The sequence below is a fragment of the Deinococcus aetherius genome (genome assembly GCF_025997855.1).
GTDB classification, from domain to species: domain Bacteria; phylum Deinococcota; class Deinococci; order Deinococcales; family Deinococcaceae; genus Deinococcus; species Deinococcus aetherius.
Genome location: NZ_AP026562.1, coordinates 445,986 through 459,020, shown reverse-complemented (window position 1 = coordinate 459,020; position 13,035 = coordinate 445,986). Strand labels below are relative to the sequence as shown.

12 protein-coding genes are annotated in these 13,035 nt (G+C 68.0%); all 12 read left to right on the top strand.

What is annotated here, in order from left to right; translation table 11 throughout:
* Positions 1 to 194 precede the first annotated feature (194 nt).
* The 12 genes from DAETH_RS21795 (at position 195) to DAETH_RS21740 (ending at position 12,989) form a co-directional block, all read left to right on the top strand.
* A complete protein-coding gene (locus DAETH_RS21795) occupies positions 195 to 1,343 on the top strand; it encodes a M20 family metallopeptidase (protein ID WP_264778218.1) in 1,149 nt (382 codons plus the stop codon).
* Between the two features lie 521 nt (positions 1,344 to 1,864).
* Complete coding sequence (locus DAETH_RS21790) at positions 1,865 to 3,220, top strand: NAD(P)-dependent oxidoreductase (protein WP_264778217.1); 1,356 nt, start codon at positions 1,865 to 1,867, stop codon at positions 3,218 to 3,220.
* A gap of 135 nt (positions 3,221 to 3,355) precedes the next feature.
* A complete protein-coding gene (gene preA / locus DAETH_RS21785; protein WP_264778216.1) occupies positions 3,356 to 4,735 on the top strand; it encodes an NAD-dependent dihydropyrimidine dehydrogenase subunit PreA in 1,380 nt (459 codons plus the stop codon).
* A 26-nt stretch (positions 4,736 to 4,761) separates the two neighbouring features.
* The gene (locus tag DAETH_RS21780; protein ID WP_264778215.1) at positions 4,762 to 5,040 is read left to right on the top strand and encodes a hypothetical protein; all 279 of its coding nucleotides are present in this window, start codon (positions 4,762 to 4,764) and stop codon (positions 5,038 to 5,040) included.
* Positions 5,040 to 5,477, top strand: coding sequence for a type II toxin-antitoxin system VapC family toxin (locus DAETH_RS21775; protein ID WP_264778214.1), 438 nt, complete (start codon positions 5,040 to 5,042; stop codon positions 5,475 to 5,477). The genes DAETH_RS21780 and DAETH_RS21775 overlap by 1 nt, the downstream gene beginning before the upstream one ends.
* A gap of 10 nt (positions 5,478 to 5,487) precedes the next feature.
* Positions 5,488 to 6,852 (top strand): dihydropyrimidinase, encoded by a 1,365-nt coding sequence (gene hydA / locus DAETH_RS21770; RefSeq protein WP_264778213.1) that lies wholly within the window; start codon positions 5,488 to 5,490, stop codon positions 6,850 to 6,852.
* 278 nt (positions 6,853 to 7,130) lie between these two features.
* Positions 7,131 to 7,865: an ABC transporter ATP-binding protein gene (locus DAETH_RS21765; RefSeq protein WP_264778566.1), complete on the top strand. Its 735-nt coding sequence runs from the start codon at positions 7,131 to 7,133 to the stop codon at positions 7,863 to 7,865.
* Complete coding sequence (locus DAETH_RS21760; RefSeq protein ID WP_264778212.1) at positions 7,862 to 8,746, top strand: ABC transporter permease; 885 nt, start codon at positions 7,862 to 7,864, stop codon at positions 8,744 to 8,746. Before DAETH_RS21765 ends, DAETH_RS21760 begins: the two co-directional genes overlap by 4 nt.
* Positions 8,728 to 9,699, top strand: coding sequence for an ABC transporter permease (locus DAETH_RS21755; protein ID WP_264778211.1), 972 nt, complete (start codon positions 8,728 to 8,730; stop codon positions 9,697 to 9,699). The genes DAETH_RS21760 and DAETH_RS21755 overlap by 19 nt, the downstream gene beginning before the upstream one ends.
* A 106-nt stretch (positions 9,700 to 9,805) precedes the next feature.
* Positions 9,806 to 10,888, top strand: a complete 1,083-nt coding sequence (locus DAETH_RS21750) for an ABC transporter substrate-binding protein (protein WP_264778210.1) — start codon at positions 9,806 to 9,808, stop codon at positions 10,886 to 10,888.
* Positions 10,885 to 12,156, top strand: coding sequence for a M20 family metallo-hydrolase (locus DAETH_RS21745; RefSeq protein ID WP_264778209.1), 1,272 nt, complete (start codon positions 10,885 to 10,887; stop codon positions 12,154 to 12,156). Before DAETH_RS21750 ends, DAETH_RS21745 begins: the two co-directional genes overlap by 4 nt.
* A gap of 2 nt (positions 12,157 to 12,158) precedes the next feature.
* Positions 12,159 to 12,989, top strand: coding sequence for an aminoglycoside adenylyltransferase domain-containing protein (locus DAETH_RS21740; protein WP_264778208.1), 831 nt, complete (start codon positions 12,159 to 12,161; stop codon positions 12,987 to 12,989).
* Positions 12,990 to 13,035: the final 46 nt, after the last annotated feature.

The window sequence follows — 13,035 nt, the reverse complement described above, 5'->3', positions numbered from 1 at the left end:
CCGGGCGGAGGATCAGGGGGCGCCGGACTGTCCTTTCGCCGTCCACCTCCCTCCTCGCCCTATGCTCCTGAGCACGGCACCCGGTCGCCCCGACCCCGAAGGAGGTCTCCCCCATCAACGTCTCCCCCCTGATCTCCCCCGACCACCTGGACACCCTGGCCCGCTGCGCCGCCGCCGCCGTGGACGAGGAGGCGTTGACCGACCTGGCCCGGGCCCTCGTTCGCCTGGACACCCAGGCCCCGCTGCCCGGCGAGGCCGTCGCCGCCAGCTTCCTGGAACCGTACCTGCGGGAACGCGGCTTCGCGGTCACCCGGCAGGAGGTCGCGCCGGGCCGCCCCAACCTCATCGCCGACCTCGGCACCGGAACCGGCGGCCTGATCCTGGAGGGTCACACCGACGTCGTCTCGGTCGGCGACCCGGGAGGCTGGACCATTCCCCCCTTCGAGGGCCGCATCGAGAACGGCCTGCTCCACGGACGCGGCAGCGCCGACATGAAGGCGGGTCTGGCCGCCGCCATCTGCGCCGCCGTCGCCGTGCGGCAGGTGATGCCCGACCCCCCACGCCCCCTGCGTCTCGCCATCCTATGTGACGAGGAGGGGTTGATGCTGGGCGTCAAGGCCTTCGTGCGGGCCGGGTACACGCGGGGGTTTGCCGGGGCGATCATCTGCGAGCCCGAGGAGAACGAGGTCTGCCTGTGCCAGAAGGGGGCCATGCGGGTCTGGGTGAACTTCCAGGGGCGGATGGCCCACGGCGCGATGCCCTACGCCGGGGTCAACCCCATTCCCGCCGCCGCCGCTTTCGTGTCCGGACTGGCGGCCCTCGAAGAAGACTGGCGGGACGCGCGGCACGACCTGTTGGGCGAGGTCTACCTCACGCCCACGGTCTTCGAGGCGAGTGCCGGACCCGGGCAGAACAACGTGATTCCCGGGGCGTGCCGGGTGGGGCTCGACATCCGCACGGTGCCCGGCGTGGACCATGCGCTGCTGAGTGGTCAGGTGGAGGACCTTCTCCGGGCGGTCCTGCGGGACTTTGCGGGCATCTCCGCCGCGCTCGACATCTACGAGGACCGCCCCGCTACCGAGACGGCGCTGGACGCGCCCGTCGTGCAGTCCGTCGTCCGGGCGCTGGAACTCACCGGACAGCCGGTGCGCTACGGGGGCGTGCCGGGGGCGACGGATGGGACCTTCCTCCACGCCTGGGCGGGTCTTCCCATCGTCACCCTCGGCCCGGGCGACCGCACCATTCCCCATCAGGTGAACGAACATGTGTCGCTGAAAGCGGTCGTGGATGCCACACGAATTTATGCAGCGGCGGCAACACTCTTTCTCATGCGTGCGGCGTGAGGGCCAGCGCCATGATTTGCCACATTGGGCCGGAAGTCTTCCCGTCTGCGAGACCTCGGACCCGGAGGAGGGAGGGCCGAGCTTTCGCGGGGCCTTTTTCAAAAGGCGGACGCCCGGCGCATTTTTATTCCGGCGCGGGGCACTTGAGGGCCTGACCCTGCATATTCACAGCCAACAGCAGAACGGTTTGCCTTCCTCGCTCTCGGCAATGACTCCCAAGACGCCGTAGCACGCATCGTTTCATCGCCAAGGAAAAGTCGTCCGCCGACAGTTGCTTTGCATAAGAAGGCGTATACGCGCTAATTCATGCGTTCAAGGCGACGTGCATCTCTTCCAAAGATGCGGCGGCAGCGGCAAAGTGAGAGGCGGAAACGTTGTTTTTGCCCTTTCCTCCCTGCCGGACGCCTCTGACCTCCAGCTTGACGCTATACATGCCTCGAATTACAATTCATTACGTTTCGGTTAAGTCAGCTCCCGTGAGGGCTCGAACCGACCCGCCCCGGTGAGAAGCGAGGTCAGTCATGGAACGTTCGAGTCCGGCCGTCCCCGAACCAGAGGTGTACCGCTTTCAGGAGGCTCTGCCTCCGCTGACCGCCCACGAGGCGACCGTCGAGGCCAACCGCTGCCTGTACTGCTACGACGCCCCGTGCCTGCAGGCCTGCCCCACCCACATCGACATCCCCAGTTTCATCCGCAAGATTTCGACCGGGAACCTGCGCGGGTCGGGCCGCGTCATCCTGGAGGCGAACTTCCTGGGAGCCACCTGCGCCCGCGTCTGCCCGGTGCAGGAGCTGTGCGAGGGCGCGTGCGTGCTGGGCAAGGACCACCAGCCCATCCAGATCGGGCGCCTCCAGCGGTACGCGACCGACCACATCTTCGAGCGGGGCGTGCAGGTCTTCACCCCTTCGCCCCCCACCGGGCGGAGCGTGGCGGTCGTGGGCAGCGGCCCGGCGGGCATCAGCGCCAGCGCCGAACTCGCCAAGCTGGGGCACCGGGTCACCCTCTTCGAGCGGCGCGACCTCGGCGGCGGCCTGAGCACCTACGGCATCATCGGCCTGCGCGAGCCCGTGGAGGTATCCCTGCGCGAGGTGGAGGCGGTGCAAAACCTCGGTGTGGAGGTGCGCACCGGGGTCGAGCTGACCGACCGCGAGGGGCTGAATGTGCTGCTCTCCCAGTACGACGCGGTATTCCTCGGGCTCGGGCTCGGCGCCGTTCCTGCCCTCGGTGTCCCCGGTGAGGAGGCGGTGCTGGACGGCCTGGAAATCATCGAGGCGAGCAAGGTCGAGCCCTGGCGGCTGAAGGTGGGCCCGCTGGCCCTCGGAGAGCGCATCGTCGTCATTGGCGCGGGCAACACCGCCATCGACGCGGCGACGGTGGGGCGGCGTCACGGTGCGGAGGCGGAGATGGTCTACCGCCGCACCGAGAACGAGATGACCGCCTACCGCCACGAGTACGAGTTCGCCCTGCACGAGGGGGTGCGCTTCACCTTCCTGACCCAGCCCGTCGGGGTGGAGGTGGAGGGGGGCAAGGTCACGGGCCTGCGCTGCGTGCGGATGAGCCTGGGCGTGGCCGACGCCTCGGGCCGCCCCCGCCCCGAGCCCGTGCCCGGCAGCGAGTTCGTGATTCCATGCGACACGGTGATCGCGGCCATCGGGCAGGAGAAACCCGCCCTTGCCGCCCAGCTCGGCCTCGCCCTCGAAAACGGCTATATCCGGGTGGACGACGGCCTGCAGACGAGCGAGCCTCGGGTGTACGCGGGCGGCGACTGCATCCGCGTGCGCGGCAGCGCGAGCACCGTCATGGCCGTGCAGGACGGCAAGCTGGCGGCGGCGAGCATTCACGCGGCGCTGAGTGCTTCTCCTGTGGCGGCGGACTGATGGGGTTGGGCGTCTGCGTTCTGGGGACGTTGCTTCGGTTTACCCCCTCCCAACCTCCCCCCTCAAGGGGGAGGGGAAAAAGACAGCCTCGCCTTTCTTGTTCCATAGCGCACACCCCTTTTCTGGAGACCCCTTATGGCTGACCTCTCCGTGAATTTCGCGGGCATCCGGGCGCCCAATCCTTTCTGGCTGGCCTCCGCGCCGCCGACGAACAGCGGGGCGCAGATTCACCGCGCCTTCGAGCACGGCTGGGGCGGGGCTGTGTGGAAGACCATCGGCGCCCCCGTGCTCAACATCTCCAACCGCTACGGGGGCCTGACCCTGGGCGGGCAGCGCCTCGTCGCCATCAACAACGTCGAGCTGATCTCCGACCGCCCGCTGGAGGTGAACCTGCGCGAGATCGCCGAGGTCAAGCGGATGTGGCCGGACCGCGCGGTGATCGTCTCCGCGATGGTGGACGCCGACCCCAAAGCCTGGCGCGAGATCGTCATGCAGATTGAGGACACCGGGGCCGACGGCATCGAGCTGAACTACGGCTGCCCCCAGGGCATGAGCGAGCGCGGCATGGGCGCGGCGGTGGGCCAGGTGCCCGAGATGTGCCAGCTCAACACGCACTGGGTCACGTCCGTCACCCGCCTCCCCGTCATCGTGAAGCTCACTCCCAACGTCACCCATATCATCGACCCGGCGCACGCGGCGCTGGCGGGCGGGGCGCACGCTCTGAGCCTCATCAACACCATCAACAGCGTGATGAAGGTGGACCTCGACACGCTGCTGGTGACCCCCAGCATCGGCGGGCAGGCGACCCACGGCGGGTACGCGGGCCCGGCGGTCAAGCCCATCGCGCTGCACATGCTCAGCGAGCTGATGTGTGATCCCACTGTGAGGAAAAGCGGCGTGCCGATCTGCGGCATGGGCGGCATCCAGACCTGGCGCGACGCCGCCGAGTTCCTGCTGCTGGGTGCCTCAGCCCTCCAGGTCTGCACGGCGGCGATGCACTACGGCTACCGCATCGTCGAGGACTTCGTGGACGGCTTGAGCAACTGGATGGACGACAAGGGTTTCGCCACCCTCGCGGACGTGACGGGCCGCAGCCTGCCGCAGATGAGCAGCTTCGGCGGGCTGGACCTCGGTTACCAGGCAGTCGCGCGCATCGACCCCGACAAGTGCATTCAGTGTGACCTCTGTTACGTGGCCTGCAACGACACCGCCCACCAGTGCATCGACCTGTACTCGCCGGAGGGGGTAAAGGTGAACCCCGGCTTTAACGTGCGGGACGGCGGAAAGCAGGTCGCCCAGGGTCGGGCCACCCCGGTCGTCCGCGAGCCCGACTGCGTGGGGTGCGCCCTGTGCGCCAACGTCTGCCCGGTGGACGGCTGTATCGAGATGGTCAGCGTGCCCAGCGGCCGCCCGTCCGTCACCTGGGACCAGCTCACCGCCACCCGCCCTGCCGTGACTCAGGAGTGGGGCGCGATGGAGGCGTACCGCGAGGAGGCGGGGATCGAGATTCACTGAGCTTAAACTTAAGGAAAGGGGGCAATATGGAAGCGCCACAACTGGACGCCTTGATCGAGATAGACGCCGAGGGTCGCCTGCACGGAGCCCCCGAACTGCTGGCCCGCCTGAGGAACCAGACCTTCCGGCTGAGCGTGGAGGGCCAAAACATCACCCTGAGTCCGCCCATGCGTCGGCTGAGCGAGATCGCGGACGCCGGGGAGCGGGCCGCCGCTTACGCCGCGTTCAAGCAGCAGGTGATGCGCGCCGGTGGTGGCCCGGTTCCCACGACCCGGGCCGAGATCAACGAACTGGTCTACGACTGATGCGTGTGCTGGCCGACACCAACATCATGCTGCGTTACGTGCAAAAGGACGCCGAGCAGCACACCGAGGTGGAGGCCGCCGTTGACCGATTGATGGAGCGGGGGGACGAACTCGTACTCGTCCCACAGGTCATGTACGAGTACTGGGTGGTGGCGACCCGGCCTTACGGAACCAGCAATGGCCTGAGTTACACCACCGAGGAGGTGAACACCGCCCTTCGGCTGCTGAGCGGTGCCTTCGCCCTGCTTCCGGACCCACTGGACCTGTTCAACACTTGGCTCAATCTGGTCATGACGCATCAAGTCTCCGGCAAGCAGGCTCACGATGCCCGCCTGGCTGCTGCTGCTTTGGCACACGACTTGGGCGCCCTCCTCACCCTCAATGCCCCCGACTTCAAACGTTTTGGCCTAACCGTATTGACCCCCGCCGACCTGTAACGGAGGTTTCGTGGCTCTCCTGATCAAGAATGGCCGCATCATCACCGCCGACGCCGACTACACCGCCGACCTCCTCGTGGAGGGCGAGACCATCAGCCAGATCGGGGAGGGGCTGACCGCGCCCGAGGGTGCCCGCGTGATCGACGCGAGCGGCAAGTACGTCTTTCCCGGCTTTATCGACCCGCACGTCCACGTCTACCTCCCGTTCATGGGCACCTTTGCCAAGGACACGCACACGACGGCCAGCCAGGCGGCCCTGATCGGCGGGACGACCACCTACATCGAGATGCTGGCGCCCGCCCAGAGCGAGCCGCTGCGGGAGGGCTGGGAGAAGTGGACCGGGCTGTCGGAGGGGAAGAGCGCCTGCGACTACACCTTCCACCTGGGGGTAACGCGCTGGGACGACAAGACGGAAACCACCCTGCGCGAGCTGGTGGGGCAGGGCATGAAGTCCTTCAAGGTGTTCCTGGCGTATAAGGGTGCCTTCGGCATTGACGACGACGTGCTCTACCGGGTGCTCACCCTGGCGCGCGAACTCGGCGTGGTCGTCACCGCCCACTGCGAGAACGCGGAACTGGTGGCGCAACTGCAACGCAAACTCCTGGCCGAGGGCAAGACCGGCCCCGAGTGGCACGAGCCCAGCCGCCCGGAGGGGGTGGAGGCCGAGGGCACCGCCCACTTCGCCGCCTTCGTGGAGATGACGGGGGCCGAGGGGTACGTCGTTCACCTCTCCAACGAGCGGGCGCTGGAGGCGGCACTGGAGGCCAAGCGGCGGGGCGTCAACCTTCACATCGAGTCCGTCATCCCGCACTTCCTGCTGGACAAGACCTACGCCGAGCGCCCCGGCGTGGAGGGCGCCAAGTACGTCATGAGCCCGCCCCTGCGCGAGAAGCACAATCAACATGCACTCTGGACCGCGCTGGAGCAGGGCCTGATCGACACCGTGGGCACCGACCACTGCCCCTTTGATGTGTCGCAAAAGGCGATGGGCGAGGGCGACTTCACGAGGATTCCCAACGGCATCCCCGCCATCGAGGACCGGGTGAACCTGCTTTACACCTACGGGGTGAGCCGGGGCAGTCTGAGTCTCAGCCGCTTCGTGGAGTCGGCGAGCACGAAGGCCGCCAAGCTCTTCGGCCTCTTCCCCCGAAAGGGCACCATCTCGGTGGGGTCGGATGCCGACCTCGTGATCTACGACCCGGGCTACCGGGGCCACATCTCGGCGGCGACGAGTCACATGAACAACGACTACAGCGGCTTCGAGGGCTGGGAGATCGACGGTCGGCCCGACGTGGTGACGGTTCGCGGCGAGGTGGCAGTCGAGGGCGGGCAATTCGTCGGGGACCCGGGGCGGGGGCAGTTGCTGCGGCGGTGAAGGTCTTTTAGCTCCTCCCCCTTGAGGGGGGAGGTTGGGAGGGGGTGGACCGTCGCCGCTTCCCACGTCAGCAGGAAGGGGAAGGCATCTTCTTTATGGTGGAGCTGGCTCGCCTTCCCCCCCTCCCCGGCCCTCCCCCACGAAGGGGGAGGGAGAAAAACAAAAACACAGGCTTTCAAGGTCCCACCCCAGAGGAGCGCCCCGTGACACAAGTGCTCACCACCCAGGCCGTTCACCCCCCCTCCTCTGAGCCCATCGTTTCCATCCGTGACCTCCAGATGGTCTTTCCGCATCCGGGCGGGCAGACGGTTGCCCTTCAGGACGCGAACCTCAACATCGGGCGGGGGGAATTTATCAGCCTGATCGGGCCGTCGGGGTGCGGCAAGACGACGCTGCTGCGGCTGCTGGCGGACCTCGTGCAGCCGACTGCGGGGACGATCCTGATCGGGGGTCAGCCGCCGGGGCAGGCGCGGCGGGAGCGGCAATACGGGTATGTCTTCCAGGCCCCCGCATTGCTGGAGTGGCGCACGGTGCTGAGCAACGTCCTGCTGCCGCTGGAGGTGATGAACGTGCCCGGCGACCGGGTGGCCCGCGCCCGCGAGATGCTCAACCTCGTGGGGCTGGCGGGCTTCGAGCGGCGTTACCCCTGGCAGCTTTCGGGCGGAATGCAGCAGCGGGTGAGCATCGCCCGGGCGCTCGCCTTCGACCCGCCACTCCTGTTCATGGACGAGCCCTTCGGGGCGCTCGACGAGATCACGCGCGAGCACCTCAACCTCGAACTCTTGCGGCTGTGGCGCGAGACGGGCAAGACGGTCATCTTCGTGACGCACAGCATCAGCGAGGCGGTGTTCCTGAGCACGAGGGTCGTGGTCATGACCGCCCGGCCCGGCAAGATCGAGGGCGTGGTGGACGTGGACCTGCCGCAGCCCCGGGGAGACGACACCCGGGAACTGCCGCGCTTCTTCGAGCTGATGACCCAGGTGCGGGAACTGCTCAGGAAGGGGCACGCATGACCGCCGCGCCCAGGAGGGGGCGACTCGCCGGGTCCCCCCTCCTCCCGATGCTGGTGGTGCTGGTGATCGCCGTCCTGCTGTACCTCCCGCTGATGCTGTGGGCGAACGTCGGCCCGGCGTCGCGGGCGCTTGCCAATGGGGCGGACTTGGGATGTCCTACTGCAATTGCCTGTGCCACGCAGCTTAGAAACCCGGTGCTGCCCGCGCCCGGACAACTCGCGCAGGGGTTCCGCTCGCTCAGCGTGCCTCCCACCGCCCCGACCTCCGCGCCCTACAACGCCGTCGTGACGGGTGGGGAAACCCTGCTGGGGCTCGTTCTGGCAACCGGGCTCGGGCTGGTTCTGGCCGCGCTGCTGGTGCTGAGTCGGTCGTTCGAGCGGGCCACGCTGCCCTGGCTCGTCACCTCTCAAACCGTGCCCATCGTCGCCATCGCGCCCATGCTGGCGGTGCTGCTGGGGCAGTACGGGGTGCAGGGCTTTCTGCCCAAGGCGCTCATCGCCGCGTATATCGCCTTTTTCCCAGTCGCCGTGGGGATGAGCCGGGGGCTGCGGAGCCCGGACGCGCTGCAACTCGACCTGATGCGGACGTACAGCGCCTCGCCGGGGCGGGTGTTCTTCCAGCTTCGGCTGCCCGCCAGCCTGCCGTACCTCTTCACGGCGCTCAAGGTGGCGGTGACGGCGGCGCTGGTCGGCAGCATCGTGGCGGAGATCAGCACCATCTCCTTTTCGGGCCTGGGCAAGATGCTGGCCGAGAACTCGCGAGCATCGGACACGATTGCGCTCTGGGTGATCATGACCTACGGTGCGGCGCTGGGCGTGGGGCTGGTCGCCCTCGTCGGACTTCTTGAAAGGGTGGTGACGCCGTGGCGAGTGGGGCGGTGACGTGGCGCGGGGCCGCCCGCCGTCCGGGGTTAGGGGCCATGCTCCCGCTGGCGCTGAGCGGCTTCGGCCTGCTGGGGCTCGCCGTCGCGCTGGCCCGAGTGGGAACGGCCCCCGGCCGCCCGCTACCCTGGCTGCTGGGAGTGCTGGCGCTGCTGCTCTTGGGCGTGCTCGGCATTCGTTTGGCGGCACGGGGAGAAGGAAGGGCCGCCCGGGTCCTCCCCGCCGCCCTCACGGGGCTGCTGACGGTGCTCGCCGTGGAGGTCCTGCTGCGGGCCTACGGAGTCCCGGCGGGCCTGATCCCCACCCCCAGCCGGGTGCTCGCCGCGCTGTGGGAGGCGCGGACGGTCCTTCTTCAGGACACCTTTTACACCTTCGTGCTGGAGGCGCTGCTGGGCTTCGGGGTGGGCACGGTGATCGGACTCGTGCTCGCGCTACTGGTGGTGCGATTCCGCTTTCTCGAACGCGGGCTCTTGCCCTACGCGGCCCTCTTCAGCTCGGTGCCCATCGTGGCGCTCGCCCCGGTGGTCGTGAAGGCGCTGGGGCTGGAGTGGCCGAGCAAGATGGTCGTCGTGGCGGTCACGGTGCTGTTTCCGGTCGTCGTGAACGCGGTGCGCGGGTTGCAGGCGGCCCAGCCCCTGCACCTCGACCTGCTGCACACCTACGCGGCGAGCCCCGCCCAGACCTTTCGCACCGTCCGGGTGCCCACGGCGCTGCCCTTCGTCTTCAACGCCCTCAAGGTGGGGAGCACCCTCGCCCTGATCTCGGCCATCGTTGCAGAGTTCTTCGGCACGACCGGGCACGGGCTGGGCTTCCGCATCCAGATCGAGGTGGGGCGGTTCAACCTCGCCGTCGTGTGGGCGGCTATCGTGCTGGCGAGCGTGGTGGGGCTGGCGTTTTTCGGGCTGATCAGCGTGCTGGAGCGGCGGTTCGCGCCGGTACCGCAGGGCAGCTAGGGAGGGTTGCCAGTCGCCAGTGTCCAGTCACCAGGAAAAGCCGAGACGCTCGGCATTCTTTGAACACAAGTTTTTATCCCGCCTTTCTTCTCCCCCGGAGGAACACATGAAGCATTCCAAGCTGACCGTCGCTGCCACCGCCGCGCTTGCCGCCGCCCTGCTCGCCCCCGGCGCCGGAGCCCAGAAGCTCGTGCCGGTCAAGGTGCAGCTCAAGTGGTTCCCGCAGGCGCAGTTCGCGGGCTTTTTCGTGGCGCAGGCGAAAGGCTTCTACCGGGCCGAGGGGCTGGACGTGCAGTTCCTGCCCACCGGGGACCAGTCGCCGATTCAGACGGTGGCGACGGGCACCGCCGACTTCGGCACGACCTGGATCACGGACCTGCTCACCGCGCGGGCGCAGGGCATCCCGGTGACGCACATCGCGCAGCTCTTCCAGAAGAGCGGGTACACGCTCGTCGCCCTGAAAAACAGCAACATCACCAAACCGCAGGACTTCCGAGGTAAGCGGGTAGGTGTGTGGCCCAGCGGCAACGAGTACCCGGCGGTGGCGCTGATGAAGAAGTACGGCCTGACCACCAGCCTCGACAGTACCGTGAGCAACCCCAGCGTGCAGGCGGTCACCTACCCCTTCGACCCCAGCATCGTGTTCCCCGACAAGGTGGACCTCGTGTCGGCGATGACCTACAACGAGATCGACCAGATCGTGGGGCTGGGGTACAGCCTCGACAAGCTGCGGATTTTCCGCACCGCCGACTACGGGATCAACCTCCTCGAAGACCTGATGTTCACCACCGACCGCACGCTCAAGACGACCAACTTCAAGGGCAGCGGGCAGAGCGGCCAGCAGATCGCTGCCAAACTCGTGCGCGCAACGCTGAAGGGCTGGGACTACGCGGTCAAGAACCAGGCCGAGGCCGTGAATATCGTCTTGCCACTCTGCGGCAACACCTGTAAGGGCAGCGGCACCCGCGCCGATGCCAAATCTCACCAGACGTGGCAGATGGCGGAGGTCGCCAAGCTCTACAACACCGGCCCGACGACGCGGGGCATGGCCGGATACCTCGACCCCGCCGTGTACCGCAACAACGTGGCCCTCCTCAAGAACCTGGGCATCCTCAAGGCCGACCCCGACGCGGGCGCCGTGACCTACAGCGTGTGGGAGGCCGCGACCGGGAAGAAGGCGGCGCGGTGAGCGCGGGAGAGGCCACCGAGACGACCCCTACCGGGCCCAACCCGGCCCGCACCGTTGCGGAACTCAAGGAGTTGCGGCGCCTCACGGGCGATGAGAACGGGGCCCAGCGGGTCGCCTTCACCGACACCTGGCTGCGCGCCCGGGAGTTTCTGAAAGAGCGCCTCGCCGAGCTTCCCGTGGAGGTTCACCAGGACCCCGCCGGGAACCTGTGGGCCACGCTGAGGGGCGAGTCCGAGCGCGAGTTGCTGATCGGCGGCCACCTCGACAGCGTGCCGAACGGGGGGTGGCTCGACGGCTGCCTCAACGTGCTCGCCGGGCTGGAGGTGCTGCGGCGCGTGAACGCCGAGTACGGGGGCCGTCCGCCCGTCACCGTGCGCCTCGTGGACTGGGCCGACGAGGAGGGAGCGCGTTTTGGACGTTCCCTGTACGGGTCGAGCGCGGCGAGCGGCCATTTCGACGTGTCCGAAATGGCGAAGTTGACCGACCGGGATGGGGTGAGTTTGGGGGCAGCGCTGGAACGGGTGGGTGTTCGTCTGGAGGACGCCCCGCAGGCCCGGCAGGAACTGAGGAACGCCGCCGCCTACCTCGAACTGCACATCGAGCAGGGGCCGGTGCTGGAGGGGCTGGGCCTGCCGCTGGGCGCGGTGCTGGGCACGGTGGGGGTCGAGCGCCATACCCTGACCTTTCACGGGCAGGCGGCGCACGCGGGCAGCACGCCGATGAACGTCCGGCGCGACGCTTTCCTGGCGGCGGCGCGGCTGGGACAGGAAATCTACGCCATCGCGGAGCGGCACGGCGGCGTCTGCACGATAGGCAGCGTCAAGACGTGGCCCGGCATCGTCACGAGCGTTGTGGAGCGGTGCGAGATCACGCTCGACCAGCGGCACCTCGACGCCGACAAATTGGCGGCGATGTGGCAGGACGCGCGGGAGGCGGCACAGCAGTTCGCGCGGGAGGGCGGCTGCACCGTCGAATTCGGCAACCTGTGGAACATCGAGCCCATCCCCTTCCACCCCAACCTCATTGACGCGGCGGAGGCGGCCATCCTGGAGACGGTGCCGACCAGTCACCGCCTGCCCAGCGGCCCGCTCCATGACGCGGCAGAAGTGGCCCGCGCCGGGGCGCCCACGGTCATGATGTTCGTGCAAAGCCTGCGTGGCATCAGCCACAACAAGATCGAGGACACGCGGGAGGAGCACATCATGCAGAGCGTGAAGGCCTTCGACCGGCTGGCGAGTCGGGCGATGGAGTGGGTGGCGGAGCAGTAGTGGTGACGGACCTCACGCCCTTTGTTGCCCTCAACGACGTGCTGACGCGGCTGGTCGAGGGGACTCGGGAAGCGTTGAGGCCGGATTTGATGGGAGTCTACCTTTCCGGCTCCTTCGCCCTCGGTGACGCCGACGCGGGCAGCGACGTGGATTTCCTGGTCGTCACGCGGGCATTCCTGACGGAGCCGCAGCAGGCGGCGGTGCAGGCGTTGCAGCGCACGCTCTACGACGAATTTGCGCATTGGGGGAAGCACCTGGAAGGCTCGTACTTCCCGGCGGACCTGCTGCGCCGCCCCGACCCGGCCCGCACGCCCATTCCCTACTTCAACCACGGCGGCCGCGATCTGGAATTCTCCGACCACGACAACACCCTGGTCGTGCGCTGGGTCACGCGTGAGCACGGTCTTGCCCTCGCCGGACCACCGCCACGGGAACTCATTGACCCGGTGGACCCGAACGATCTGCGCGCCGAGGTGCGGACCCTCTTACACAGGTGGGGCCGCGCGCTGCTCGGCGAATCGGAGGAAAGTTCGAGGGGCTGGGCCTGGACCCCCGACGGCCTGAACAACGATTGGTTGCAGCCCCTCGTGGTCCTCCTCATGACCCGGATGCTGCAGACCCTGAACACGGGTCAGGTGCATTCCAAGAAGGCGGCGGTCGCCTGGGCAGAGCGCCACGCCCCCGAGTGGGCGCCGCTCCTGGGGCGCGCCTGGGCCAAGCACGCCGATCAGTTCACGCGGTATCAGCGACCCGCGGACCCGAATGACCTCGCCCTCACCCGCGACTTCATCCGCTTCGCGCTGGGTCATCCGCTCGCCGCCACGGCCTCCTGACCCATGCTCCAGGGTGAGTTGGGTTGTGCCGGGGACAAGCCGCAGA

Coding starts and splice junctions, on each gene's coding strand:
- preA (WP_264778216.1), top strand. CDS start 3,356: ATGGCTGACCTCTCCGTGAATTTCGCGGGCATCCGGGCGCCCAATCCT.
- DAETH_RS21750 (WP_264778210.1), top strand. CDS start 9,806: ATGAAGCATTCCAAGCTGACCGTCGCTGCCACCGCCGCGCTTGCCGCC.
- DAETH_RS21780 (WP_264778215.1), top strand. CDS start 4,762: ATGGAAGCGCCACAACTGGACGCCTTGATCGAGATAGACGCCGAGGGT.
- DAETH_RS21760 (WP_264778212.1), top strand. CDS start 7,862: ATGACCGCCGCGCCCAGGAGGGGGCGACTCGCCGGGTCCCCCCTCCTC.
- DAETH_RS21765 (WP_264778566.1), top strand. CDS start 7,131: ATGGTCTTTCCGCATCCGGGCGGGCAGACGGTTGCCCTTCAGGACGCG.
- DAETH_RS21775 (WP_264778214.1), top strand. CDS start 5,040: ATGCGTGTGCTGGCCGACACCAACATCATGCTGCGTTACGTGCAAAAG.
- DAETH_RS21790 (WP_264778217.1), top strand. CDS start 1,865: ATGGAACGTTCGAGTCCGGCCGTCCCCGAACCAGAGGTGTACCGCTTT.